The sequence below is a fragment of the Tenacibaculum retecalamus genome, from assembly GCF_027941755.1.
Classification (GTDB): domain Bacteria; phylum Bacteroidota; class Bacteroidia; order Flavobacteriales; family Flavobacteriaceae; genus Polaribacter; species Polaribacter haliotis_B.
The window spans coordinates 325,001-350,422 of record NZ_CP115916.1 but is presented as its reverse complement, the minus strand read 5'-3'; the positions used below and the strand labels follow the sequence as shown (position 1 = coordinate 350,422).

Genomic DNA, 25,422 nt, shown 5'->3' with positions numbered 1-25,422 from the left:
GAATGAACGAATTTATTTTCTACTTTAAAATGGGCTTATTTCATGTACTTGATATTAGAGCTTACGATCATATTTTATTTTTAATAGTACTTGCCGTTGTATACTTATTTAAACAGTGGACAAAAGTATTATGGCTTATCACATTATTTACCATTGGGCATTCTATAACCTTAGCTTTATCGGCTTACGGAATTTTAAATGTAAACAGCAATTTGGTGGAGTTTTTAATTCCGTTAACTATTTTTATTACTGGTTTAATGAATGTGTTAACCGCTAAAAAAGCATCCGTAGGAAAAGAAAATCAGAATTTATTTTTTGCCTTATTCTTCGGATTAATTCACGGGCTCGGTTTTTCTAATTATTTTAAAATAATGATTGGTAAAACTTCTGATAAATTAGTACCTCTTTTAGAGTTTGCAATCGGTGTAGAAGCCGCACAGATTATTATCGTTTTAATCATTTTATTGATAGGAACCTTAGCGCAATCTATATTTAGTGTAAATCGTCGCGATTGGATTTTAATTATATCATCAATCGTAATTGGTTTCGCTTTTCAAATGATGGTAAACCGCGTTTTTTGGTAAAAATTTAACGACACACCTTTTTTAATCTGCCTATCTTAGCACTTCACACAACTTTAACTTTGAGTAAAAAACAATTAAAATACGACAAAGCCTATTTAAAAATGGCGCAAGAATGGGGTAAATTATCACATTGTAAACGTAAACAAGTAGGCGCTATAATTGTTAAAGATCGTATGATAATTTCTGACGGATACAACGGTACGCCATCAGGATTTGAAAATTACTGTGAAGACGAAGAAGGTTATACAAAATGGTATGTTTTACATGCCGAAGCAAATGCCATTTTAAAAGTTGCCGCCTCCACACAATCATGTAAAGGAGCTACTTTATACATTACACTTTCTCCTTGCCAACAATGCAGTAAATTAATACACCAGGCAGGTATAAAACGTGTTGTATATGCTGAAGCTTACAAAGACACCTCTGGTGTAGATTTTCTAGAAAAAGCAGGTGTTGAATTAACCAATTTACCTTATGAACAAGAATAATTTACCTATATATTTTTCAATTGCTGTAGTTTTCGGTATTCTTATCGGAACTTTTTTTAGCAACGGAAGCTCAACTAATTTTATTAGCAAGAATTCATCCAACGAAAAAAAGATAAAACGACTCATTGATTATATTCAAAGTGATTATGTTGATAACGTAAATACTGATGAATTACTAGATGGAGCTATTAAAGAAATGCTTGGTAAACTCGATCCACATTCAGTATATATTCCAAAAGAGAACTTACAACTAGTAACCGAAAACATGCAAGGTAATTTTGTAGGAATCGGAGTGCAATTTCGTAAGATTGGCGATACAATTACTGTTATTGCTCCTATAAAAGGAGGACCAAGTATAAAAGTAGGTATTAAAGCTGGTGACAGAATTTTAATGGCTAATAAAGATACTTTGTACGGTAAAAACCTACAAACTCCTCAAATAATGAAAGCCTTAAAAGGGAAACCTAACACAAAGGTAGACGTTCAGATTTATAGAAAAACAACTGATAGTATTTTTAATGTAACCATAAACAGAGGTAAAGTAAATATTAAAAGTGTTGATATTGCCTACATGTTAAACGACAGTGTTGGTTACATAAAGTTAAACCGTTTTGCACGTAATTCTTACCGAGAATTTAAAACTTCTTTAGATACTCTTAAAGAAACCGGAATGACCGATTTGGTACTTGATCTTCGTGGAAATGGCGGTGGATTTATTGATATTGCCAATAGTATTGTTGATGAGTTTTTAGAAGATGATAAATTAATCGTTTTTACAAAAAATAATAAAGGAGATATTAATGAATCTTTTGCCACCAATAAAGGTGATTTTGAAAAAGGTGGGTTATATGTTTTAATTGATGAAAACTCTGCTTCGGCTTCAGAAATTGTTGCAGGTGCATTACAAGATAACGACAAAGGAATTATTATTGGACGTCGTTCTTTTGGTAAAGGATTAGTACAACAAGAAATGGATTTAGGTGATGGTTCTGCTGTTCGTTTAACAACAGCTCGTTATTATACTCCAACTGGTAGATCTATTCAGAAACCATACACAAAAGAAGCACCTTCTTCTATTTATGCAAACGATTTAGAAAACAGGTATTCTAACGGTGAATTATTTAACCGAGATAGTATAAAAACTATTGATAGTTTAAAGTTTACAACCCCGAAAGGTAAAATAGTATTTGGTGGTGGTGGAATAATCCCCGATCATTTTGTAGCTGTTGATACCGCAACCTATATTCCTACCATATTTTTTAGACCTTTAAACGACTTCGCATTTACCTACGTAGATACCAATCGTAAAAAACTAGAGAACACCACTGTTAGCGATTTTATTGACAATTTTGATACAAATAACGAAGTATCTAATGAATTTTTAGCAAAACTTAAAAGCTATAGACTTTCTGAAAAAACAAAAAATCAACTTAAAAGAAACTTAAAAACATTAATTGCTCGCGAACTTTTTAGCGACGAAGGTTTATATAAGGTAAACGAAGCAGATGATAAAATGCTTCAAAAAGTATTTGAATTAGAGAAAGAGAACTAAACTTCTTTTTCTACTCTTTTATTTTGATAAACAGCTGTAATTGTTAAATTCTCAGGACAAGATTTTATTTGCACAAATTCATCTCCTGTTTTCACAAAACCAGTTTGTAGTATTTTAAAATAAAGCCCTGGCAAGTTTTGTTTCCAAAATTGTTTTACCATTTTCATGTCATTAAAGCGAACGCCTAATTTTAAGCAAGGCAAACGTGGTTTTGTTACCTCTAAAATAGTTTCACCAACCTTAAAAGTATCCCCTACATGAAGTTTCGACTCATCTAAATCATCAACTGTTAGATTTTCGCCAAACATACCTAATTGCCAATCTAAATTTGGGTGTATTGCTTTCCAATACTCATAATGCTTTAAAGAATATGCGTACACTGCCTTGTCTACTCCACCATGATTTTCCCTATCACAAACCGTATCTCCAACAACATCTTCTATATCTAAAAAAATAGGAGAAGTTACTGGATATTTAAAAATCCCTGTAGTAATAAATTCTCCTTTCCAATTAACGTCCTTTCTATCACCAATATTTGTAGATACAATTTTCATTTAATCTAATTTTTATTTAAAATACTTTTATTTCCTAAAACACTTATACCTTTTTATCATACGTTACTCCCCTATTTTAAATCGCTGAGGAATTGTATTTTAAACAAATAACAATGGCTCATTATATTTACATCAGTTAAGATATAAAAAGGGGATTATTTTAACTGACTAATTAAGAATACACATAAGGGGTAACATTCTTAATCAACACGTTCAAGAAAAGGAGCTTTAAGATATAATCCATAAAGGGGAGATTATATTTTATGTCTCCTTTTTTTTACTCCTTTCAAAATAAAAAACGCTTATATCGTTTCTACACACGCTTATACTTAAATCGCATTCATTTAAAGATTTACTTTACAAAGAACCTTAATAGAAGTATACTTTTGAAATAGTTAAAAGCGGTAATTAACATAACTAATTTCGGGGGGGGAAATACATTGTGTTTTTTACTGCTTTTTTATCTGAAAATAGTATTATTCTTTATAAACTGATTCTTGAAACGTTCGCTAAATAATATTTTGTGGTTATTTTGTAAAATCAATAAATTATCTTCAAAATAAATCTCCTGAATCTTTGCTGTGTTCACCAAATAGTTTCTGTGAGTTTGTGTAAAATCTGCATCACCAAGTAATTCTTTAATTTTGATTAACGATAATTTTATTAAATAATCATCTTCATTACAAACCAGTTTACAGTACTTTTCTTTTACTTCTACATAAATAATAGAATGCGTATCAACCTTCATAATACTTCTTTTCTTTTTTACGAATAAAAAAGACGGACTTACAATTGCATTTTTATCACTTAAGCTAATACTACTTGATTGTTCATGAAATTTCTCTAAAGCTAGTTCTAATGAATATAATAATTCTAACTTATTGAAAGGTTTTAACAAGTAGGTATATGGCCTTGTAAGCTTTGCTTCATCAAAAACAACTTTACTTTGCATACTTGTTAAGAATAAAAAAGGAACTTCAATGTTTTGTTTATTTAATCGATGTGCTAACGAAATACCTTCTGGTTTTCCATCAATCATAATATCAAGAAGGATAACATCAAAAAAACGATTCTTTATTTCTTTTTCAGCCTCAACTGCATTTTTAACATGAACAACTTCGTAATTATTATCTTCTAAAAAATCAATAATTTCTGAAGCCTCCTCATCTAAATCTTCTAAAAGTAGTAACCGTAAATTAGTCATTGAAGCAAAAATGTTTTTAGTGTTTGTTTTTACGAAGATACTTCTTTAGATAATAAGTCTTAATCAAAAAACTACTTAGCTTTCTGTAATATAACGCATTATTATGAAAAAGAACTACAAAGTAATCTTAACGTTTTGTTGCGTTACAACGTTGAATCCAAGGTTGTTTAGTATCTCACAATAACAAAACACTCGTCATTACGGGGAAGAATGACGAGGTAATCTTAAATATTTAAAACTCACCAAATACAAATTGCTTCACTGCATTCGCTATGACGTAATAAAACTGGTTCATACTTCGAAATCATAACAAAATAAAAAAAGAGGTAAAAATACGAGTGATTTTTATACCACTCGTATTATAATAAAATTAAGCTAAAGGCAACAATATAACCGCTGTGGTACTTGTTCCTTCTTCGCTTTTAAAGAATAATGTTCCGTTGTTTTTTTTAACTAGCGTTTGGCATAATAACAAGCCTAATCCAACACCTTTAGAACGATCAATTTTATCAACAGATAAATCTTTTAATGCATTAATTTTTTGAAGTTTTTCTTCAGCTATTCCAATACCTGAGTCTTTAATTTCAATGCGAGCTAGAATCTCTGAATATTTTTCTGTTTTCACAGAGATACTTCCAGAACCATCCATGTATTTAATCGAGTTATCAATTAAATTACGGATTACTATTTTTAACGATTCTTTGTCTGTAAGCACAACAATATCACTTTCTAAATTACTAGAAATTGAAATATCTTTCGCTTCTGCTAAATCTTCGTAATCGAATAATACCTGTTCTATAACAGGTTGCAATACGTGATCTTCTTGAGAAAAATTTAACTGATTACTTTGCTCTAACGACCAATGCAATACATTGTTTAATAAATGACTCGTACTTTCGGTAACTGCAATAGCCGATTTCGTAGCTTCTTTAATTGCAGGTAAATCGTTATTAGCAATATGCTTCGCTAATTTTTGATGCTGCCTTTTTATGCTATTTATAGGCGAACGTAAATCGTGGGAAACCACAGAAAACAAATAACTCTTGGTGTTATTAGCAATATTTAAAGCTTCTTTCTGCTCTGTAATAAGCTTATTTTTACTTTGCAATTTTTTATAAAAAAAAGCCAATCCACCTAAAAAAACTAACAAACCAGAAGCACCGAAAAGCAAACCTTTTTGAACTACTTTTTGACGTTTTATTTGCTCATCTTGTACAGCAATTTCTTGTTGTTTTTGTGCAACTGCTATTTTTTTATCCTTTTCAGTCAATTGCCAAATACGATCTCTACTCGTAATAGAATCTTTCCACTTAATGAATTCTCTATAATACCCAACACTTTCTTTATAACGTTTTCTATTACGTTCAACTACCGCCATGTTTTGGGTTGCGTTTTGTTTTAGCTCTATATTAGAATATAATTTAGCTAAGTCATAGGACTCTTTAAATAAAGGAATAGCTTCATTATCTAAATATTGGCTATAATACACGTTAGCGAGTTCCATTTTTGTCCTAATTAAAGAGAGAGTATCATTTTTCTTAATTAAAGAAAACTCTTTATCAAAATAATATTTAGTTTTTTTAAAGTCCTTTTTATGTAAGTAACACAACCCTAAATTATGATACATAGTCTTTCTCGTTTCTTCTCTAAAAATGGTGTCTTTATCTATCCACTTTTCAATATTAAGGATTGTTTTATCATACTTTTTTTGACCTAAGTAAATGCCACTTAACAAAACTAATTTGGACAATTCATAATGCTTATCATTCGTAATTGACAATAAACTAGACAATGCTTTTTTATAAAAACCTTTATCATAAGCACTATAAGCAAGGATATAATTTAAATAATTTTTTTCCGCAATATCCTTTGTTAGTGATAAAGCCCTATTTGAATATGCATAACAAGAATCATATTCTTTATTTTTAAAAAAAACATAAGATTTACAAAAAGATATTTCTTTAGTTTTATTGCAGATTTCCTCTCCTTTTAGATACATAGAATTGAAACTCTTTTCTTTTTCTTGCTGCGAAAAACCAAAAGAGGCAATAAAAAGTATTAAAATATGTATATATTTTTTCAAAAAAACTAGATTAAAGATGTAGGTGGTACTTTTATTGGAGTGGTTACAGTTCCTCTATCTAATTCTGGATCTTCATCATCATCTCTTAATAAAACAGCATCCGTAGAACTTCCATCATTTATTTGATATGTAAACTGCACATAGTATAAATCGTACTCTGTAGTTTCTTCATCACAATTAAATTCTACACGAAAATCTCTACACTGAATAGCCCCTGTAGTTCCGTCTTTTTTTAGAATTGTTGTAGGTTTAATTCCGTAATAATTTAAATAAATTGTATTTCCTTTTAAAGGTAAACCACTGGTGTTTTCTACTGGGTTTAATGTATTACTTGGTAAGTAAGCTAATACCGTTAATATATATGGCACATTATTACCCTTTTCAAATTCAGATACATTAACTAATGGTCCTGATGGCTTATTTGCAGCAGGAATATTCGTGTCAAATTCTAAAAACTGAACTAGGTTCAATGTTACTCCGTTAGTTGTTATACTCATCTTATTCTTATTAACTAAAGCTATAAATTTACAATAAAAATTCTTTTAATACATCAGCAATCTTGCGATTATCAGATAATTGCGGAATTTTATTTTGTCCGCCAAATTTACCTATCGATTTCATGTATTCATGAAACCCACCTTTTTTAACCTTTCTAATAATTAATGGCTGTAAAATTTTTCCTGAAATTAAATCGAAATAATATACATTTTGGGCTTGCATAGAAGCATCAATTTTTAATGCTAATTCCTGTAAATTATCTGGCTCATTTTCAAATTCGATAAACCATTCGTGATATGGCAATCCGCTTTCCGGATTTACCTGTGGTGCTACTGTAAACTCACTTATATTTACATTAGTTCCTACAATTGCATCGTTTAATGCTTTTTCTACTTCTTTACCAATTACATGTTCGCCAAAGGCAGAAATAAAATGTTTTATACGACCAGTTACTTTAATTCTATATGGCTTTAACGAGGTAAACTCAACAGTATCGTCAATATTATATCCCCAAAGACCTGCAGAGGTATTTAAAATAATAGCGTAATTAACGCCTAATTTTATATCCTTTAAAGAAATACGTGTTGGATTTTCGTCAAAAAACTCAGTTGCAGGTATAAACTCGTAAAAAATACCCGAGTTTAATTGCAATAACATTCCCTTTTCGATTTGTGAATCTTGATAAGCTATAAACCCTTCGGATGCTGGGTATAACTCTATATAATCAATCTTTTTACCTATTAAAGTTTCGAATTTATTTTTATATGGCTCGAAATTTACACCTCCGTATACAAAAAAGTTAAAATTCGGAAATAACTCTGAAATCGTTTTTCCTGTTTTATCAATTAGCTTCTCAAAATACATCTGTACCCAAGACGGAATTCCGCTAATAACAGACATGTCTTCATTAATAGTTTCTTCAACTACTTTATCAACCTTCGTATCCCAATCTTCAATACAATTCGTTTCCCAACTAGGCAAACGGTTTTTTAGTAAGTAATTAGGCACATAATGTGCTGCAATTCCGCTTAGTCGTCCTAATTTTATACCATTCATGTCTTCTAAAACCGGACTTCCCTGTAAAAAAATCATTTTACCATTTACAAAACTAGCATCGTTTTTTTCGGCTGCATAAAACAACAAAGCATTTCGTGCCGCTGTAATATGGGTTGGCATAGATTCTTTTGTAATAGGAATGTATTTTGCTCCAGAAGTGGTACCTGAAGTTTTAGCGAAATACAACGGTTTTCCTTTCCATAATATATTTTCTTCACCTGCAACCATTCTATCTACATAAGTGCGTAATCCTTCGTAATCATTTACTGGAATACGTTTTTTAAAATCTTCATAATTATTGATAGAAATAAAATCATGATCTTTTCCGAAGGCAGTTTTACACCCTTCTGCTACCAAATACTGAAAAACTTTTTCTTGAGTTTCATGAGGTTTATTTGCCCATTTATAAACTTGCTTTCGTACTTGTTTTGCAAAAGGAATTGCGAGGATTGATTTAATGCCCATTTTAATATGAAATGTTTTAATTCTATAAATACCATTATTTTACGAACAACAATGGTATGTTTACTATTGAAAATCTACGTAATCTGTCGGGTTAACAGGAAAACCGTTACTCCACAACTCGAAATGTAAATGTAGCTCTGTAGTTAATTCACCTGTAGAACCAACACTTGCTATTGCTTCTCCAGATTTTACAATATCACCTTGCTGTTTCAGTAATGTTCCGTTATGTTTATAAACCGATATAAACTCGTTAGGGTGCTGTATGGTAATCACATAACCTGTTTCGGCAGTCCACTCTGCTAAAATCACTGTTCCATCTGCGATTGCTTTTACAGGCGTTCCTGTTTGCGCAACAATATCAAGGGCATAATGCTTATCATTCATACTAAACTCTTGTGAAACATTACCTGTTAAAGGTGAAAAGAACACTACTTTAGCTCTACCTTCAGCTCCTTCTAACAATGGGTAACGATCTTTACCCTCAACCTTTGCCCTAAACAAAGAATCTTGTTTTGTTGCTTGTAACTTGGCTTCGTCCAGTGTAATACTTTGTGCTTCGTTTTTTATAGAATCTATTTTTTCGGGAACTATTTCTCCCGTTAAAACAGGCCTTAGTACCTTTGTATAGTGCTCTATAATTGCCAATCGCGTTTTTAAAGAATCTGCTTCATATACTAATCGCGTAGCTTTCTTTTTTAATGAGGTAGATGAGTAACCTGGTATGTATTCTCTTAAACCTGTAAAGGCAATTAATAATGAAGTTAATACGATAAGTAATACCGAAAATACACCGCCAAAAACAAACACGTTTAGTCGTGATAATTTTAACGAAAATTTTTCTTGAAAAGTGTTTTCATTTAAAATTACCAATCGATATTTATCAACAAGTTTTTGTTTAAACTTGCGCTTATTTTGAATTTTTGTCACTTTAATACTGGTTTGGATTTCAAATATACAACGAAAAAATTTCGAATCTATTTTTTATAGAAATTCATCTCATCGATATAACTCCAAACTTTAGCAACTAATAATGGCTGAATATTCTTTTGAGATTTGATTCCGTTACGAATCATAGTAGAGGAAATTTGTACAATTGGCGCATCAACCCTATGAATTTTGGCATGATCTATAAATTGATTTTCAACGATTCCGTCTGAAATTCTTGGATATACATATATCTTATAATCTTCTAAAATAGCTTCATAATTACGCCATTTATGAAAACTTTTTAAATTATCTTCTCCCATGATTAAATTAAAATTATAATTTGGGTACTTTTCTGAGATATGTGTTAATGTATTAATCGTATAATTTGGCTGTGGTAAGTTAAACTCAATATCTGACGGCTTAATTTTATCGTATTGTTTGGTTGCCAAGTACACCATTTCTAAACGGTGATTATTATTTAATAAAGTGCTTTTCTTTTTAAACGGATTGTGAGGTGTAACAACCATCCAAATTTCATCTAAATCAGAATTTTCAACCATGTGATTGGCGATAATTAGATGCCCGATATGAATGGGATTAAAAGTACCAAAATACAATCCGATATTTTTCATAAGCTTGCTTAAAACTTCTTTTTACTATTAAGAAATAGTTTTATCTAATTCTAAAAAATCAGCTACCAAATCTTCTGTTTCTTTTAAAGCAACTTCTAAATCGTAGTTTTTAATAATTTTATCAAACTGTGGTGCCGTTGCTAACTCAACCGATGCTTTGGCAATACGCATGTTTATTTTATCTTCACTTTCGGTACTTCTTTTCTTTAAGCGAATTTTAAGCTCATCAACACTAGGTGGCTTTACAAAAACAGCTAATGTTTCTTCTGGAAATTTATGTTTTATACGCAAACCTCCAACTACATCAATGTCAAAAATAACGTGTTTTCCTAATGCCCAAATACGTTCTACTTCTGTTTTTAAAGTTCCGTAAAAATTATCTCGATATACTTCTTCCCATTCTAAAAACTCGTCGGCTTTAATTTTATCTTTAAAATCTCTTGTAGAAATAAAATAATAATCTTCACCATCAACTTCAAAACCTCTTGCTTCTCTTGAAGTAGCAGAAATAGAAAACTCTAAATTAAATTTTTCTTGTTTTAATAAGTGACGAACGATTGTTGTTTTCCCTGATCCTGAAGGTGCTGAAAACACAAATAATTTTCCTTTAAAATCTTTAGACATTTTATAAAACGTTTAAAATTTGTTCTTTTATTTTTTCTAATTCATCTTTCATTTGAATCACTATTTTTTGCATTACCGCAAAATTAGCTTTAGAGCCCATCGTGTTTACCTCTCTTCCGATTTCTTGGACGATAAATCCTAATTTTTTTCCATTAGAATCTGCTGTATCTAACTGCTCCAAAAAATATATTAAGTGATTTTCTAAACGAACTTTTTCTTCGTTGATATCTAATTTCTCTAAGTAGTAAATAAGCTCTTGCTCGAAGCGATTTTCATCAATTTCAAGCTTTAATTCTGTTAAAGCTTTTTGTAAACGATCTTTTACGTTTTCTACTCTATCTCCGTCTAACTTTTTAACTTCTTCTAAAGCTGATTGAATATTTGCTATTCGTAATTTAAAATCATCTTCTAACGATTTTGCTTCATCAGTTCTATAAGCTATAATTTCTTTTAAAGCTTCATCAATATGCGCGTCAATCTGAGTCCACTCATTTTCATCTAACTCTTCACGATCGGTCTTTAAAGCATCTGGCATTTTTATAGCCATTTTCAATAGCTCAACATCATTATCTGAACCCGTAAATAATGTGTTTTTTAACTGCTGAACATACTCTAATACAACATTTTTATTAACCCTTGTTGAGGTTTCTTCTGCAGTCATTTCTACCCAAATAGAAAAATCTATCTTACCTCTCACTAAATTACTAGCTAGTTTTTTACGAACCGCTAATTCTTTTTCTTTATAATAAGATGGCATTCTGGCATTTAAATCTAAGTTTTTACTGTTAAGTGACTTGATTTCAATGGTTACTTTTTTCGTAGGTAAATGTAATACGGATTTTCCATAACCCGTCATAGACTGTATCATATTCTCAATTTAATAAAGCGCAAAGATACATTTATTTATTTTTAGCAGCTACCTGTTTAGTTACCAAAAAGACTCCTAAAAAGATTAAAAGAGTTGCAACTATCTTCACGGTATTTAAACTATCACTTCCTACTATCAACGCATAAATTGATGCAATAACTGGCTGTATATAAATAAAAACACTAACCGTAGTTGGCTTTAATTTTGATAATGCAAATAGATTAAACAAGTATGTTATACAAGTTGTAAATAACACTACAAAACCTACCTTAAAATAAATTGATGCAGGCATTAATTGCCATTGAACCTCTGTTAATTCAGAGAAGCCAAACGGAATCACAAATAACAGCCCAAATAAATACAACCACTTTACAAATACGATCGGGTTGTATTTTGCGATTAGCTTTTTTACTTGTACTAAATACATTGCATAAGAAGCAGCGTTGATAAACACTAAAAAGTTACCCAACATCATATTTTTAGCGTCTACATTTGATGAACTCCCGTAAACAATTAAAATAATCGCGCCTATTAACCCGATTACAACTCCCGTTATTTTCCTTAGAATTAATTTTTCTTTTAAAAGAATACTTGCAAAGATTAAAACCAAAATAGGTGCCGTTACCATCATTACCGATGCACTGATTGGTGTTGTATAATTTAATCCTTTAAAAAAAGTAAGCATATTAAACCCTACTCCAAAAAAAGCAGCAATCATTATTTTTTTATAATCCGATTTTTCTATTGGTTTTGCGTTCACAAAAAGCCCTAGCAACCAAAAAACAATAGTTGCACCACCTACACGAAGCAATATAAAACCAAAAGGCTTAATATATACGGGCATAACTTCTTTAGCTACCGTAAAAGTAACTCCGTAAATAAGGGTAGCAATTGATGCTGCTATAAGCGCCAACGTTCTTTGATTCATTTTTTACATGTTTAATATCGCTGCAAAGATGAAAATTATTGTTGGATTTTATTCAAAAAAAAACACTGCAAAATGCAGCGTTTCTCTTTTAATTTATAACCTTCTTTAATTAATCTACTAAAGGCGGTACTCTTAATAATTGCCCTGGATAAATTTTATCAGGATGTGATAACATTGGCTTATTTGCTTCAAAAATTACAGGATACTTCATTGCGTCTCCATAAAATTCTTTTGCAATTTTACCTAAAGTATCGCCACTAACTACGGTATGAAATTGTGCCATTGCTGCAACATCAATTTCTTCAACCTCAGCAACGGTCATATTATCTTCTACAGATGCAATTCCGTTTGTATTTCCAACGACTAAAACAACCTTTTCTTTTGTTGCTAAATCTGATGCTTCACCAGAAACCGTTGCCTTATCATCGTCGATTGCTACAACTAAGTTTTCAACAGATAATTCTAATTTGGTTACTGCATCTACTAATTTTGCAGATTTCTCAGCAGCTTCTTCTTCAGTTGTTTTTCCAACACCAAATACTTTGGCACCAGCATTTTTAATAAATGAAAAAATTCCCATTCTTTTTTTGATTTTTTGTTAATTACTAATTTACTTTCTGCTTACTAATATACACTTTTTATGCCATTTTTAATTATTAAGAAAATAATTTTTAAAGTCAGAAGGTAATTTCTACTTTAATAAACAGCAAAAAAGCCACACTTTAAAAGTATGGCTTTTCTTATTATTATAATGTGTGAAATTTATTCCTCAAACGAATTCCACCCTTGCGCTTTTAATGCAATTTCTTGATCTGCTCTAGTTACTAAATTCATGCCTTGATTTTCTTCAACCATATGACCAATAATTGACAAATTTGGATTTGCTTTAATTTTATCGAAATCGGCAAGTGGTACGGTAAACAATAATTCATAATCCTCACCTCCACTTAAAGCAATCATCGTGCTATCCATCTTAAATTCTTCCGAAGTAGAAATCACTTGTGGATCTAAAGGTAATTTATCTTCATAAATTTTACAACCCAACTTACTTTGTGTACAAATATGCATAATTTCAGAAGAAAGTCCATCAGAAATATCAATCATTGCGGTTGGTTTTACTTCTAGTTCTTTTAATAATCCTGAAATATCTTTACGTGCTTCTGGCTTTAATTGGCGTTCAATTAAATAAGTATAATTATCTAAATCTGGTTGATTTTGTGGATCTACCTGAAATACTTGTTTTTCTCTTTCTAAAACTTGTAACCCTAAATAAGCGGCACCTAAATCACCAGAAACAACGATTAAATCAGTTGCTTTAGCGCCGTTTCGATATACAATATCTTCTTTTTTTGCCGTTCCTATTGCGGTAATCGAAATTAACATTCCTTTAGTCGACGAAGTTGTATCTCCACCAATTAAATCCACCTTATAAGTATCGCACGCTAATTGAATACCGGCATACAATTCTTCTAACGCTTCTAACGGAAACCTATTTGAAACAGCAATCGATACCGTAATTTGTTCAGCAACACCGTTCATTGCATATACATCTGATAAATTTACCATTACCGCTTTATAACCTAAATGTTTTAAGGGCATGTAACTCAAATCGAAATGCACACCTTCTACTAATAAATCGGTTGTTACCAATAATTCTTTATCAGTTGAACCGATAACAGCTGCATCATCGCCAACTCCTTTTTCAGTTGATGAATTATGCGTTTTAAAATGCTCCGTTAAATGGTTTATCAACCCAAATTCTCCTAACTGAGCTAATGATGTTCTTTCTTGGTTTTTATCTTCTAACATTTTGCAAAGGTACTAAACATAGCTTTTAAACAAAACCAATCGTTTTTAAAATAAATATAAGGTTTTGTCGTTTTTAAATGTTTTATAATTAGTATATTTTTTAACTTTATCGTTTTTTAAACGAAACATTGTTATTAATACAAAAAGAATGGTTAACACAGCTAGCATACATCAAAATCAGTATATAAAAAGGAAACAATATTTAATGTTTTTTTTAAGTCTACTCTTTTTTTCCTGCAGCTCAGATAATGACGAATTGATAAAAGAAGTAGCCGTTAAAGTTAATTTTACACAAAACTGGGATGCTGTTACAATTGAAAAATCAGATTTAAATAACACCCAATTTACTAACAAATCAGGAACTAAACTTACCATTAATAACTTACGTTATTTAATTTCAAAAATCACTTTAACAGATGGCGCTGGCATTTCTACCATTTATGATGGTTATCAATTAATTGATTTAAATAATAAGGAAAGTTTAACTACTGATTTATTTTCTAAAATAACTGAAGGAACCTACAATCTATCTATAACCTTTGGCTTTAATAACGACGACAACATTAATATTTATAGTGATTTAACTACACTTCCTTGGGATACGAATCGTAACAGCTATCATTTTATGCAACTTGATGGGGAGTTTTTCAATGAAGAAAATACTTGGGAAGACTACAAATTTCACACTACAAACTATATAGATACTAATATTACTGACAACAAAGGCACTTTTTTCACTGTTGATTTAGGCTCAATAAATATTAAAGACAATGCTACTATAGAAATCAGAATGAATGTTTCTCAATGGTTCAAAACCCCAAATGATTGGAATTTAAATGAACTAAACTCAATGTTAACAGAAAATCTTGATGCTCAAAAAAAATGTCAGAAAATGGGAGAAATGGTGTTTTTAGCTTAGGGAAAATTTCACAATAAACTTATCATACACCTCACAACATTTATTACCTCTTTTAAATACCTTTACTAAAAAAATCATCTTAAAGTACTCAGAACAAAAAGCCTAACTTAAAAGCATTTTTACTTTCACTATCTGATAATGATTTTGTTAATAATTTAGATTTTCAAGAATAATCAGAAAATCTAATAAACCCATCAAAAAACACAATGCCGACTTGTGTACTTAACTGATACTTATATTGTATATTTGCAAACTATTTAGAGTTAATCCACTTAAATAATGATAAAAGTTTCAGATACAGCAAAAAACAAAGTTATCGAGTTAATGACTCATGACGGTTTTGATGCTACAGTAGATTTTGTGCGTGTTGGCGTAAAAAGCGGAGGTTGTTCAGGTTTATCTTACGACCTAACTTTTGACAAAAGCACACAAGAAAACGATAAAATTTTCGAAGAGAACAACGTTAAAATCGTTGTTGATAAAAAAAGTTTTTTATACTTAGTAGGAACAACATTAGAATATTCTGGAGGTTTAAACGGAAAAGGATTTGTATTTAACAATCCGAATGCAAACCGTACCTGTGGATGTGGCGAAAGTTTTTCACTATAATATTACAACTCAATTATGAGCAAGTATACAGAAGATGATTTAAGAGAAGAGTTAAAAACCAAAGAATATGAATATGGTTTTTATACTGAAATAGAAAGCGAAACCTTTCCTAAAGGACTGAATGAAGACGTAGTTCGTGCAATTTCTAAAAAGAAAAACGAACCAGAATGGATGACCGAATGGCGTTTAGAAGCTTTTAGAGTTTGGCAAACAATGGAAGAACCAGAATGGGCAAATGTTCATTATGAAAAACCAAAATTCCAAGACATTGCTTACTATTCTGCACCGAAAGAAAAGCCAAAATTAAATAGTTTAGATGAAGTTGATCCAGAATTATTGGATACTTTTAAACGTTTAGGTATTTCTTTAGATGAGCAAAAAAAACTAGCTAATGTTGCTGTTGATATTGTAATGGATTCAGTTTCTGTTGCAACAACTTTTAAAGAAACATTAGGAGAAAAAGGTATTATTTTTATGCCTATTTCTGAAGCTATTCAAGAACATCCAGAATTAGTAAGAAAGCATTTAGGAACCGTAGTTCCTACTACCGATAATTTTTATGCAGCGTTAAATTCAGCAGTTTTTTCTGATGGATCTTTTTGTTATATACCGAAAGGCGTTCGTTGCCCAATGGAATTATCAACTTACTTCAGAATTAACGAAGGAGGAACCGGTCAGTTTGAAAGAACATTAGTAGTTGCCGATAAAGGTAGTTACGTTTCTTACTTAGAAGGTTGTACTGCACCAAGTAGAGATGAAAACCAACTACATGCCGCAGTTGTTGAGTTAATTGCATTAGATGATGCTGAAATTAAATACTCAACAGTTCAGAATTGGTATCCTGGAAACGCTGAAGGAAAAGGTGGTGTTTATAACTTCGTTACCAAAAGAGCTATTTGCGAAACGAACGCAAAAGTTTCTTGGACACAAGTTGAAACAGGATCGGCAGTTACTTGGAAATACCCTAGTTGTATCTTAAAAGGAAACAATTCTGTTGGAGAATTTTATTCAATTGCTGTAACTAATAATTATCAGCAAGCTGATACTGGAACGAAAATGATTCACTTAGGTAAAAATACCAAGTCGACTATTATTTCGAAAGGAATCTCTGCTGGAAAATCACAAAATTCATATAGAGGTTTGGTTCAAATTGGATCACGTGCAGAAAATGCTCGTAACTTCTCTCAGTGTGATTCTTTATTAATGGGTAACGAATGTGGCGCACACACGTTTCCATATATCGAAACTAAAAATAAATCAGCACAAATAGAACACGAAGCTACCACAAGTAAAATTGGTGAAGACCAATTATTTTACTGTAACCAACGTGGTATAGATACCGAAAAAGCAATTGCATTAATTGTTAACGGATTTAGTAAAGAAGTACTAAATAAATTACCAATGGAATTTGCTGTTGAAGCTCAAAAACTATTAGAAATTAGTTTAGAAGGCTCTGTAGGATAATAAAAGAAGGTGAAATGAAAAAAATAGTATTTATAATACTTTCTATCTTAGTTATTGGTTGTAAAAAATCAGAAAAGAAAGAAGTTAAAAACGAAATCAAAAAAACTGAAGTAAAATTATTTCAGTTAGTTGGAGGTTCTATTTTAGTAAATAAATTAGAGGTTTTTTCGCAAGATACAACTTACACAGGGCAAACAAAACAATTTACTGATGCTTACTACGTAATTTCACATCCGAAAGGAAATTTAATGTGGGATGCTGGTTTACCAGAAAATCTAGTATTACCAGAGCCTGTAACTCCGGGTGATGGAACATTCACTGTACAAAGACCAGACTCTTTAGTAAATCAATTAAAAACTATTGGTTTTAAAATTGAAGATTTTAAATATTTTGCAATGTCTCACTCGCATTTCGATCATACCGGGCATGCAAACTACATGAAAGATGCAACTTGGTTGGTACAAGAAAACGAATATAATTCGGTTGCTGGAGATTCTTTAAAACAGAAAAATCCTGCGGTAGCAGCATTAAAAAATGTTAAAAAATTAAATGGTGATTTTGATGTTTTTGGCGACAGTACTGTTGTTATAAAATACATGCCAGGTCATACAGTTGGCCATCAAGCTTTATACGTAAAAGTATCAGGTATTGAAAAGCCAGTTTTATTAACGGGTGACTTATATCATTTTGAAGAGAACAGAGCCAGTAAAGGTGTTCCTTCATTCAACTATAATGTTGAGCAAACTTTAGAAAGCATGCAAAAATTTGAAGCTTTCGCTAAAGAAAAAAATGCTGAGGTGATTATTCAACATTCACCAAAAGCTTTCAAGAAATTACAAAATCTATTAAAAAAGTAACTAGTAATGTTAAAAATAGAAAACTTACACGCTAACATAGAAGATAAATCAATTTTAAAAGGATTGAATTTAGAAGTTAAAGCAGGTGAAATTCACGCAATAATGGGGCCTAATGGTGCTGGTAAAAGTACGTTAGCCAACGTAATTGCAGGAAAAGAAGAGTACGAAGTTACAGATGGCTCAATAGAGTTAAATAACGAAGATATAAGCGAATTAGGCTCTGATGAAAGAGCGCACAATGGTGTATTTTTATCTTTTCAGTACCCTGTAGAAATTCCTGGTGTTTCTGTTACGAACTTTATTAAAACAGCAATTAACGAAAACCGTAAAGCTAAAGGTTTAGAAGATATGCCTGCTAAAGACATGTTAAAAATGATTCGCGAAAAATCTGAATTATTAGAAATAGATCGTAAATTTTTATCTCGCTCTTTAAACGAAGGTTTTTCTGGAGGAGAAAAGAAGCGTAACGAGATTTTTCAAATGGCAATGTTAGAACCTAAATTAGCTATTTTAGATGAAACAGATTCTGGTTTAGATATCGATGCATTGCGTATTGTAGCTAACGGTGTTAATAAATTAAAATCTAAAGACAATGCTGTAGTTGTAATTACACACTATCAACGTTTATTAGATTATATAGTTCCTGACTTTGTACACGTATTATACGATGGTAAAATTGTAAAATCAGGTGATGCTTCTTTAGCTTTAGAGTTAGAGGCAAAAGGATATGATTGGATTAAGGAAGAAGTTAATTCTTAAGAAAAATGGAGTTAAAAGATAAATTAACCACGTCGTACGTCGCTTTTGAAAATGGTTTGGATATCAATTCGGATATACACGATATTAGAACAAAAGCGCTACAGAACTTTGAAGAATTAGGCTTTCCTACTAAGAAATTAGAAGCTTGGAAATACACCTCTTTAAACGCTGTATTAAAACAAGACTATAGTATTTTTCCTTCTTCGGAAAACACTGTAGAATTGGCAGATGTTAAGAAATATTTTATTCATGATATAGATACTTATAAAATTGTATTTATCGACGGAAAATATAGTTCTTTCTTATCTGAAACTACACATGATAAGATTGATGTTTGTTTAATGTCATCAGCATTAACAAAGCCAAAATATAAAGCTGTTATTGAAAACTATTTCAATAAAATTGCTAAGCAAGATAATTTAACATCGTTAAATACTGCTTTTGCTAATGAAGGTGCTTACATCAACATTCCTAAAAATGTAGAAGTAGACAAGCCAATTCAGGTTATCTATTTTACTACAGGCGCTGAGGAAGCTACGATGACACAGCCTCGTAATTTAATTGTTGCAGAACAAAATGCACATGTTCAAATTATAGAACGTCATCAGAGTTTAACTTCTAATTCGGTTTTAACAAATGCCGTAACAGAAGTGTATGCTGCAAAAGATGCCACGGTAGATATTTATAAGATTCAGAATGATAATGAAAATGCTTCTTTGGTAGATAATTCTTACATAGAGCAAAAATCAAATAGTGTCGTTTCTGTACATACTTTTTCTTTCGGAGGAAATATTACACGTAATAACTTAAACTTTTATCAAAGAGGAGAGCATATCGATTCTATCTTAAAAGGAATTACTATTACTGAAGGAAAGCAACATGTAGATCATCATACATTAGTACATCATATAGAGCCTAATTGTGAGTCTCATCAAGATTACAAAGGTATTTATGGTGATCGCTCTACAGCTGTTTTTAATGGAAAAGTTGTTGTTGAAAAAGAAGCTCAGAAAACAAATGCTTATCAGCAAAATAATAATATTTTAATTAGCGATAAAGCAACAATCAATGCAAAACCTCAATTAGAGATATTTGCTGATGATGTAAAGTGTTCTCACGGTTGTACTATTGGTCAGTTAGACGAAGATGCGTTGTTTTACATGCAACAACGAGGAATTCCGAAGAAAGAAGCAAAAGCTTTATTAATGTATGCCTTTGCTAATACAGTATTAGAAAGCGTAAAAATACCTGAAGTTAAAAAACGAATTAACAAATTAATAGCTAATAAATTAGGTGTTAATATCGGATTCGATTTATAACATAAAAATTAGCATTTTACTATAAAAGACCATTCAGTATTGAATGGTCTTTCTTTTTTTAATTGGGTTTTGTAATGATGTAAAAAACATTTCGTCAAAAGGAATAACCAAAACTTAAAACTAGAAAAAGATGCGCAAAACAATAATACTCTTCAGTTTACTATTTATTAGTATTCAATCGCAATCACAAACCGATGTTTTTAACGCTCTACTTAAAACTTATGTTAGTACAACAGGAAATGTAGATTATAAAGGACTAAGAAAAAATCGTGCTTTATTAGATTTATACTTAAATCATTTAGAAAAAACAATCCCTGGTAAAAGATGGTCAACTTCAAAAGCAAAAGCATTTTGGATTAATGCTTACAACGCATATACCATTAAATTAATATTAGATAGTTACCCTTTAAAGAAGATTACAGATATTAAAAGAAAAGGGAGAAATGCATGGAAAATACCTTTTGCTATAGTAGGCAGAAAAACATATTCTCTTGATTATATTGAACATAAAATATTACGTCGTTGGCATGACGATCCTAGAGTTCATGTAGCTATAAATGCAGCTTCTAAATCAGGCCTCGTTTTGCAAATTATGCTTTTACGGCTGAGAATATTGAATCGGAATTAGAATCGTTAATGCGAGGCTTTATTAACGATAATACTAAAAATAAAATATCTTCTAGTAAAATTGAAGTTTCAAAAATGTTTGAGTGGTATCAAGAAGATTTTACAATAAAATATTCTTTAGTTGATTATATAAACAAATATTCTGATATTCAAGTGAACGATAATGCTAGCGTTAGTTATTTAGAATATAACTGGAACTTAAACGGAATATAAAACGCAGCCCCTTATTTACTCCCCTAATATCGGAAAAACATTTGATGTTTTTTCGATATTATTTTTATTATAAGTCTAATGATTTCAACACCATTCTTAATTCCATATAACTATAATCCATCGCTACTTTTTCTTTTAAGTCGGTTAAACTTTTAAAAGTTACACTTTCAATAGCTTTTACAATTTTGTTATATTTTTTTAACGGAATGAGTTCTAACACATCAATGTCACCAGTTTCAATAAAACTAGCTAAATGACTCTCTATTGTATTAACCGTTAATCCTCTTTTTGATGCTATCTCTCTAACTGAAACACCTTCCTTAAAAAGCTTAAATGTTACTTCTCTTGTAGGGATTTTATCTTTTTTTGATTGTTCTTCCTGTTTAATTCCGTGTTCTTTACAATAACTACTTACAGTATCTAAAATTCTACCACCATATTTTTGGACTCTAATTTTCCCCATTCCATCAACTTTTAATAGTTGTTGTGCGGTTTTAGGAAGCGTATCACAAATAGCATATAACGTTTTTTGAGTGAAAATTTGAAAATGAGGAATCTTATTTTTTTTATGAATTTCATCACGTAAATCACGTAAACTTAATGCTAAAATAGGATCTCTAGAAGAACTTATTTTTTTCTTCTTAGCTTTTTCTACATTTTGCAAAACTGCGTTAGCTCTAATCTTTAAATAGTCTTCAACTTGAAAACCATCTTTTAATTTCAAAAAACAAAATAACTTTATAGACAATGCATCCTGCAACGTATAAATTTGTTTTTCTAAATCTTTTTCAACGGCTTTGTTATCCGTAGAAAAAGAAATTTCTTCCAATGGTTTTTTAATAAATTCTTCTGTTTGATTGATAAAATAAGCCACTGCTTTTATAAAACGTTCATTAATAGCTTCACTATTTTCAGCTAAAATATCATCTTCTGAAAGTTGCTGTAGTTGAATTTTAAAACCGTTTGCAATCTTTAACAAGGCAATAGCGCCGTTATCTTTTATCGTCAACAACTGATCAATTATAGTACCGTTTAAGCTCGTTCTATTTTTATAAAAAATATCAATAGCTCTGGTTACTGGATATAAAAATGTCCTGAAATCAAACAATTCAGCAATTAAATTTAGTTGATAGGTTTTTTCTGCCTCACTTAAAACGCTTTCATCAGGAAGATTCTCATTTACATTTTTATTAAAAGAATCTACAGTTTTATCATTAATAATCGAACTATTTTTAATCTGTGTTTTTAAAACAATTCCTTCTAAAGTTGTACACCTACTAAGAGCTACATAAGTTTGCCCATGTGCAAAAGATGCTTCTGCATCAATAATCGCTCTTTCAAAAGTTAAACCCTGGCTTTTATGAATGGTAATTGCCCAAGCCAATCGTAATGGAATTTGAGAAAAAGCACCAGTAACATCTTCTTTTATCTCTTTGGTTTCTTCATTTATCGAGTAATTTATATTCTCCCAAGTTTCTTTTTTAGTTTCAATTTCAGCATCGTCATTCGGACATTTTACATAAATAGTATCATCATCTATCATTGTAATCTTACCGATTTTACCGTTAAAATATCTTTTTTCAGGTGAACTGTCATTTTTGATAAACATTACCTGAGCACCAACTTTCAATTCAAGTTTTTCACTATTGGGATAAGCATTCTCATTAAATTTACCAGAAACAATTGCTTTAAAAAAAACACTTTTTTTCTTTAGCTTTTCTAATTCTAAGTTATTAATAGCGTCCGCACGTCTGTTATGCGTTGTTAAAGTAATATAACCGTCGTTTTTCTGTGGTTCAAAATCCGGATTATATCTTTTGTTCAATATTTGTTCAGATTTTTCTGATAAAGAATCATTTCTAATCTCATTTAAAATAGCGATAAATTCTTCGTTATCTTGTCTGTAAATTTTCTTTAATTCAATACTTACTGTGTTTGATTCTTGAAAGGCTTTACTACTAAAAAAATAAACCGAATTATAGTGCTGTTGTAACAAGCTCCATTCGTTTGGTTTTACAACAGGTGACAATTGTTGCAAATCGCCAATCATTAAAACTTGGGCGCCTCCAAAAACTTTATTACGGTCTTTATATTTACGTAAAACTTGATCTATACCGTCTAATAAATCCGCTCTAACCATACTAATTTCATCAATAATAACTAAATCTAACGATCTTATAATGTCTATTTTAGTTTTATTGAATTTACGTTGTTGATTGGTTGTATTTGTTAATTGATTGGGTAAGATTGGCTCAAATGGCATTTGGAAAAAAGAATGAATAGTAACTCCTTTAGCATTAATTGCTGCTACACCAGTTGGCGCAACAATAACCATTCTTTTTAAAGACTCACTTTTTATTTTATGTAAAAAAGTAGTTTTTCCGGTACCAGCTTTTCCTGTTATAAAAAGATTTCTATCTGTTTTTTCTATAAACTGAATGGCAAGCTCTAATTCTCTGTTTTCTGTCATTGCAAAATTATGCTACGCTTCTCTTAAAGTTGTAAAAATAGTTTTTTTAAGATAGTAATTTGTATAAATTAACAAGAGCCAATATTATTTATAAACAGAATAAGACTATACTTTATTCTAATCTTAATATTTTTTCCATTTTTCTCCCTATAACTAACTTATCTATCAATTTTTTAAAAATGCATGTATTGTTTGTATACTTCAAATTCATCGTTTATTTTTTAATTAGATAGCCACAAACAACTCCTTTAATTATATGTGCATTAGAATGGATTTTTGCACTCTCAAAAAACGTTTTAAATGTTAATTTATTTCAATAAGTGATTGTAATTTATTTTCATCATAACCTGTAAACCATTTTACTATCTGATGAAAGTCTTATTTTTTTTCACTCTATTTTTCCAATCTATTCCAATAAATAGGATGAATCGTTACAAACATCTTCTTATAAAACTCTACATCAATATATCCAAATCCCACAACTATTGGTCCTGCCCATCATTATTCTTCATTTCATTTTAGCGCAAAAAAAAACCTCAATCTATAAATAGATTGAGGTTTAAAAGAAAGGCAACGACCTACTCTCCCACCATTGGCAGTACCATCGGCGCAAATGGGCTTAACTTCTCTGTTCGGGATGGAAAGAGGTGAGCCCCATTGCGATAATCACCTTAAATCGTTCAGTATATTTCAACTGTATAAGTTAACATACTAGTAAAATCATATCGTAAATTATCAAAAGAGTTTGCGTCCCGGCTCGAAGACCGGGAACTATACATAAGCCTATGGGTTATTAGTAATACTCGGCTATGACATTACTGCCTTTACACCTGTATCCTATCAACGTGGTAATCTTCCACGACCCTTTAAAGAAATCTCATCTTGTGGTGGGTTTCGCGCTTATATGCTTTCAGCGCTTATCCCTTCCCAACGTAGCTACTCTGCAATGCTCCTGGCGGAACAACAGATACACCAGAGGTTAGTTCAACTCGGTCCTCTCGTACTAAAGTCAAATCCACTCAAATTTCTAACGCCCACAGCAGATAGAGACCGAACTGTCTCACGACGTTCTGAACCCAGCTCGCGTGCCACTTTAATGGGCGAACAGCCCAACCCTTGGGACCTTCTCCAGCCCCAGGATGTGACGAGCCGACATCGAGGTGCCAAACCCCCCCGTCGATGTGAGCTCTTGGGGGAGATCAGCCTGTTATCCCCGGAGTACCTTTTATCCTTTGAGCGATGGCTCTTCCATGCGGAACCACCGGATCACTATGCTCTACTTTCGTACCTGATCGACCTGTATGTCTCTCAGTCAAGCTCCCTTATGCCATTGCACTCTACGCACGGTTACCAAACGTGCTGAGGGAACCTTTAGAAGCCTCCGTTACTCTTTTGGAGGCGACCACCCCAGTCAAACTACCCACCACGCACTGTTCTCATTGCTGAGTTAGATTCTAGATAAGCAAAGGGTGGTATTTCAAGGACAACTCCACAACGCCTAGCGACGCCGCTTCATAGTCTCCCACCTATCCTACACATTACTTATCCAAAACCAATACGAAGCTATAGTAAAGGTTCACGGGGTCTTTTCGTCCCGCTGCGGGTAATCGGCATCTTCACCGATACTACAATTTCACCGAGCTCATGGCTGAGACAGTGTCCAGATCGTTGCACCATTCGTGCAGGTCGGAACTTACCCGACAAGGAATTTCGCTACCTTAGGACCGTTATAGTTACGGCCGCCGTTTACTGGGGCTTCATTTCATTGCCTCGCCGAAGCTAACAACTCCACTTAACCTTCCAGCACCGGGCAGGTGTCAGGCCTTATACATCATCTTTCAATTTAGCAAAGCCCTGTGTTTTTGATAAACAGTCGCCTGGACCTTTTCACTGCGGCTCATCCGAAGATGGGC

25 protein-coding genes and 2 rRNA genes (1 of these 27 running past the window's edge) are annotated in these 25,422 nt (G+C 31.6%); 11 read left to right on the top strand and 16 right to left on the bottom strand.

Annotated elements, in window-relative coordinates; all coding sequences use genetic code 11:
* The first annotated feature begins 2 nt into the window (after window positions 1–2).
* Genes PG912_RS01685 through PG912_RS01675 form a run of 3 tightly spaced genes read left to right on the top strand, consistent with a single transcriptional unit; the run spans window position 3 to window position 2,624 of the window.
* Complete coding sequence (locus PG912_RS01685; RefSeq protein ID WP_275688229.1) at window positions 3–584, top strand: HupE/UreJ family protein; 582 nt, start codon at window positions 3–5, stop codon at window positions 582–584.
* A 59-nt stretch (window positions 585–643) separates the two neighbouring features.
* Window positions 644–1,072, top strand: coding sequence for a deoxycytidylate deaminase (locus PG912_RS01680; RefSeq protein ID WP_260586472.1), 429 nt, complete (start codon window positions 644–646; stop codon window positions 1,070–1,072).
* The gene (locus PG912_RS01675; protein ID WP_275688228.1) at window positions 1,059–2,624 is read left to right on the top strand and encodes a S41 family peptidase; all 1,566 of its coding nucleotides are present in this window, start codon (window positions 1,059–1,061) and stop codon (window positions 2,622–2,624) included. Before PG912_RS01680 ends, PG912_RS01675 begins: the two co-directional genes overlap by 14 nt.
* Here PG912_RS01675 and PG912_RS01670 read toward each other — a convergent pair.
* The 12 genes from PG912_RS01670 to thiL form a co-directional block, all read right to left on the bottom strand.
* Entirely contained in the window at window positions 2,621–3,178 is a 558-nt protein-coding gene (locus tag PG912_RS01670) for an MOSC domain-containing protein (RefSeq protein ID WP_275688227.1), read from the bottom strand. The two genes, PG912_RS01675 and PG912_RS01670, sit on opposite strands and share 4 nt — an antisense overlap.
* 460 nt (window positions 3,179–3,638) lie before the next feature.
* On the bottom strand, window positions 3,639–4,382 hold the full coding sequence (locus tag PG912_RS01665) for a LytR/AlgR family response regulator transcription factor (protein WP_275688226.1): 744 nt from the start codon (window positions 4,380–4,382) through the stop codon (window positions 3,639–3,641).
* 370 nt (window positions 4,383–4,752) lie between these two features.
* A complete protein-coding gene (locus PG912_RS01660) occupies window positions 4,753–6,465 on the bottom strand; it encodes a tetratricopeptide repeat-containing sensor histidine kinase (RefSeq protein ID WP_275688225.1) in 1,713 nt (570 codons plus the stop codon).
* A 5-nt stretch (window positions 6,466–6,470) separates the two neighbouring features.
* Window positions 6,471–6,962 (bottom strand): hypothetical protein, encoded by a 492-nt coding sequence (locus PG912_RS01655; RefSeq protein ID WP_275688224.1) that lies wholly within the window; start codon window positions 6,960–6,962, stop codon window positions 6,471–6,473.
* A gap of 28 nt (window positions 6,963–6,990) precedes the next feature.
* Window positions 6,991–8,484, bottom strand: a complete 1,494-nt coding sequence (locus tag PG912_RS01650) for a GH3 auxin-responsive promoter family protein (protein WP_275688223.1) — start codon at window positions 8,482–8,484, stop codon at window positions 6,991–6,993.
* 63 nt (window positions 8,485–8,547) lie between these two features.
* Window positions 8,548–9,411, bottom strand: a complete 864-nt coding sequence (locus PG912_RS01645) for a M23 family metallopeptidase (RefSeq protein WP_275688222.1) — start codon at window positions 9,409–9,411, stop codon at window positions 8,548–8,550.
* 47 nt (window positions 9,412–9,458) lie between these two features.
* Entirely contained in the window at window positions 9,459–10,043 is a 585-nt protein-coding gene (gene nadD / locus PG912_RS01640; RefSeq protein WP_275688221.1) for a nicotinate (nicotinamide) nucleotide adenylyltransferase, read from the bottom strand.
* 27 nt (window positions 10,044–10,070) lie between these two features.
* The gene (gene gmk / locus PG912_RS01635; protein ID WP_275688220.1) at window positions 10,071–10,667 is read right to left on the bottom strand and encodes a guanylate kinase; all 597 of its coding nucleotides are present in this window, start codon (window positions 10,665–10,667) and stop codon (window positions 10,071–10,073) included.
* A 1-nt stretch (window position 10,668) separates the two neighbouring features.
* Window positions 10,669–11,535 (bottom strand): YicC/YloC family endoribonuclease, encoded by an 867-nt coding sequence (locus PG912_RS01630; RefSeq protein WP_275688219.1) that lies wholly within the window; start codon window positions 11,533–11,535, stop codon window positions 10,669–10,671.
* 31 nt (window positions 11,536–11,566) lie between these two features.
* The gene (locus PG912_RS01625; protein ID WP_275688218.1) at window positions 11,567–12,463 is read right to left on the bottom strand and encodes a DMT family transporter; all 897 of its coding nucleotides are present in this window, start codon (window positions 12,461–12,463) and stop codon (window positions 11,567–11,569) included.
* A gap of 109 nt (window positions 12,464–12,572) precedes the next feature.
* Entirely contained in the window at window positions 12,573–13,043 is a 471-nt protein-coding gene (gene lysM, locus PG912_RS01620; RefSeq protein ID WP_275688217.1) for a peptidoglycan-binding protein LysM, read from the bottom strand.
* A gap of 182 nt (window positions 13,044–13,225) precedes the next feature.
* Window positions 13,226–14,272: a thiamine-phosphate kinase gene (gene thiL, locus PG912_RS01615; protein ID WP_275688216.1), complete on the bottom strand. Its 1,047-nt coding sequence runs from the start codon at window positions 14,270–14,272 to the stop codon at window positions 13,226–13,228.
* Window positions 14,273–14,528: 256 nt separating this feature from the next.
* Here thiL and PG912_RS01610 point away from each other — a divergent pair, with 256 nt between their 5' ends.
* The 8 genes from PG912_RS01610 (at window position 14,529) to PG912_RS01575 (ending at window position 21,039) form a co-directional block, all read left to right on the top strand.
* Window positions 14,529–15,191, top strand: a complete 663-nt coding sequence (locus PG912_RS01610) for an MbnP family protein (RefSeq protein ID WP_275688215.1) — start codon at window positions 14,529–14,531, stop codon at window positions 15,189–15,191.
* A 279-nt stretch (window positions 15,192–15,470) separates the two neighbouring features.
* Window positions 15,471–15,800, top strand: a complete 330-nt coding sequence (locus tag PG912_RS01605) for a HesB/IscA family protein (RefSeq protein ID WP_260586487.1) — start codon at window positions 15,471–15,473, stop codon at window positions 15,798–15,800.
* 15 nt (window positions 15,801–15,815) lie between these two features.
* Window positions 15,816–17,264: a Fe-S cluster assembly protein SufB gene (gene sufB, locus PG912_RS01600; protein ID WP_260586488.1), complete on the top strand. Its 1,449-nt coding sequence runs from the start codon at window positions 15,816–15,818 to the stop codon at window positions 17,262–17,264.
* A 14-nt stretch (window positions 17,265–17,278) separates the two neighbouring features.
* On the top strand, window positions 17,279–18,121 hold the full coding sequence (locus tag PG912_RS01595) for an N-acyl homoserine lactonase family protein (RefSeq protein WP_275688214.1): 843 nt from the start codon (window positions 17,279–17,281) through the stop codon (window positions 18,119–18,121).
* A gap of 6 nt (window positions 18,122–18,127) precedes the next feature.
* Window positions 18,128–18,880: a Fe-S cluster assembly ATPase SufC gene (gene sufC / locus PG912_RS01590; protein ID WP_275688213.1), complete on the top strand. Its 753-nt coding sequence runs from the start codon at window positions 18,128–18,130 to the stop codon at window positions 18,878–18,880.
* 5 nt (window positions 18,881–18,885) lie between these two features.
* Window positions 18,886–20,199, top strand: a complete 1,314-nt coding sequence (gene sufD, locus PG912_RS01585; RefSeq protein WP_275688212.1) for a Fe-S cluster assembly protein SufD — start codon at window positions 18,886–18,888, stop codon at window positions 20,197–20,199.
* Between the two features lie 130 nt (window positions 20,200–20,329).
* The gene (locus PG912_RS01580) at window positions 20,330–20,827 is read left to right on the top strand and encodes a DUF547 domain-containing protein (RefSeq protein WP_275688211.1); all 498 of its coding nucleotides are present in this window, start codon (window positions 20,330–20,332) and stop codon (window positions 20,825–20,827) included.
* Between the two features lie 8 nt (window positions 20,828–20,835).
* Window positions 20,836–21,039, top strand: coding sequence for a hypothetical protein (locus tag PG912_RS01575; RefSeq protein WP_275688210.1), 204 nt, complete (start codon window positions 20,836–20,838; stop codon window positions 21,037–21,039).
* A 67-nt stretch (window positions 21,040–21,106) separates the two neighbouring features.
* Here PG912_RS01575 and PG912_RS01570 read toward each other — a convergent pair whose 3' ends face one another.
* The 4 genes from PG912_RS01570 to PG912_RS01555 all read right to left on the bottom strand — a co-directional run.
* Window positions 21,107–23,509, bottom strand: coding sequence for a helix-turn-helix domain-containing protein (locus PG912_RS01570; RefSeq protein ID WP_275688209.1), 2,403 nt, complete (start codon window positions 23,507–23,509; stop codon window positions 21,107–21,109).
* A gap of 214 nt (window positions 23,510–23,723) precedes the next feature.
* Window positions 23,724–23,783 carry a hypothetical protein gene (locus PG912_RS01565; protein WP_275688996.1) on the bottom strand — a complete coding sequence of 20 codons (60 nt, stop codon included), beginning with the start codon at window positions 23,781–23,783 and terminating at the stop codon, window positions 23,724–23,726.
* 291 nt (window positions 23,784–24,074) lie between these two features.
* Window positions 24,075–24,183, bottom strand: a 5S ribosomal RNA gene (rrf, locus tag PG912_RS01560).
* A gap of 99 nt (window positions 24,184–24,282) precedes the next feature.
* Window positions 24,283–25,422 (bottom strand): 23S ribosomal RNA (locus tag PG912_RS01555); it runs 1,742 nt beyond the window's last position.

Coding starts and splice junctions, on each gene's coding strand:
- PG912_RS01685 (WP_275688229.1), top strand. CDS start 3: ATGAACGAATTTATTTTCTACTTTAAAATGGGCTTATTTCATGTACTT.
- PG912_RS01670 (WP_275688227.1), bottom strand. CDS start 3,178: ATGAAAATTGTATCTACAAATATTGGTGATAGAAAGGACGTTAATTGG.
- sufD (WP_275688212.1), top strand. CDS start 18,886: ATGGAGTTAAAAGATAAATTAACCACGTCGTACGTCGCTTTTGAAAAT.
- PG912_RS01630 (WP_275688219.1), bottom strand. CDS start 11,535: ATGATACAGTCTATGACGGGTTATGGAAAATCCGTATTACATTTACCT.
- sufB (WP_260586488.1), top strand. CDS start 15,816: ATGAGCAAGTATACAGAAGATGATTTAAGAGAAGAGTTAAAAACCAAA.
- PG912_RS01665 (WP_275688226.1), bottom strand. CDS start 4,382: ATGACTAATTTACGGTTACTACTTTTAGAAGATTTAGATGAGGAGGCT.
- PG912_RS01570 (WP_275688209.1), bottom strand. CDS start 23,509: ATGACAGAAAACAGAGAATTAGAGCTTGCCATTCAGTTTATAGAAAAA.
- PG912_RS01655 (WP_275688224.1), bottom strand. CDS start 6,962: ATGAGTATAACAACTAACGGAGTAACATTGAACCTAGTTCAGTTTTTA.
- PG912_RS01575 (WP_275688210.1), top strand. CDS start 20,836: ATGCGAGGCTTTATTAACGATAATACTAAAAATAAAATATCTTCTAGT.
- PG912_RS01580 (WP_275688211.1), top strand. CDS start 20,330: ATGCGCAAAACAATAATACTCTTCAGTTTACTATTTATTAGTATTCAA.
- nadD (WP_275688221.1), bottom strand. CDS start 10,043: ATGAAAAATATCGGATTGTATTTTGGTACTTTTAATCCCATTCATATC.
- PG912_RS01650 (WP_275688223.1), bottom strand. CDS start 8,484: ATGGGCATTAAATCAATCCTCGCAATTCCTTTTGCAAAACAAGTACGA.
- PG912_RS01595 (WP_275688214.1), top strand. CDS start 17,279: ATGAAAAAAATAGTATTTATAATACTTTCTATCTTAGTTATTGGTTGT.
- PG912_RS01625 (WP_275688218.1), bottom strand. CDS start 12,463: ATGAATCAAAGAACGTTGGCGCTTATAGCAGCATCAATTGCTACCCTT.
- PG912_RS01675 (WP_275688228.1), top strand. CDS start 1,059: ATGAACAAGAATAATTTACCTATATATTTTTCAATTGCTGTAGTTTTC.
- thiL (WP_275688216.1), bottom strand. CDS start 14,272: ATGTTAGAAGATAAAAACCAAGAAAGAACATCATTAGCTCAGTTAGGA.
- PG912_RS01605 (WP_260586487.1), top strand. CDS start 15,471: ATGATAAAAGTTTCAGATACAGCAAAAAACAAAGTTATCGAGTTAATG.
- lysM (WP_275688217.1), bottom strand. CDS start 13,043: ATGGGAATTTTTTCATTTATTAAAAATGCTGGTGCCAAAGTATTTGGT.
- sufC (WP_275688213.1), top strand. CDS start 18,128: ATGTTAAAAATAGAAAACTTACACGCTAACATAGAAGATAAATCAATT.
- gmk (WP_275688220.1), bottom strand. CDS start 10,667: ATGTCTAAAGATTTTAAAGGAAAATTATTTGTGTTTTCAGCACCTTCA.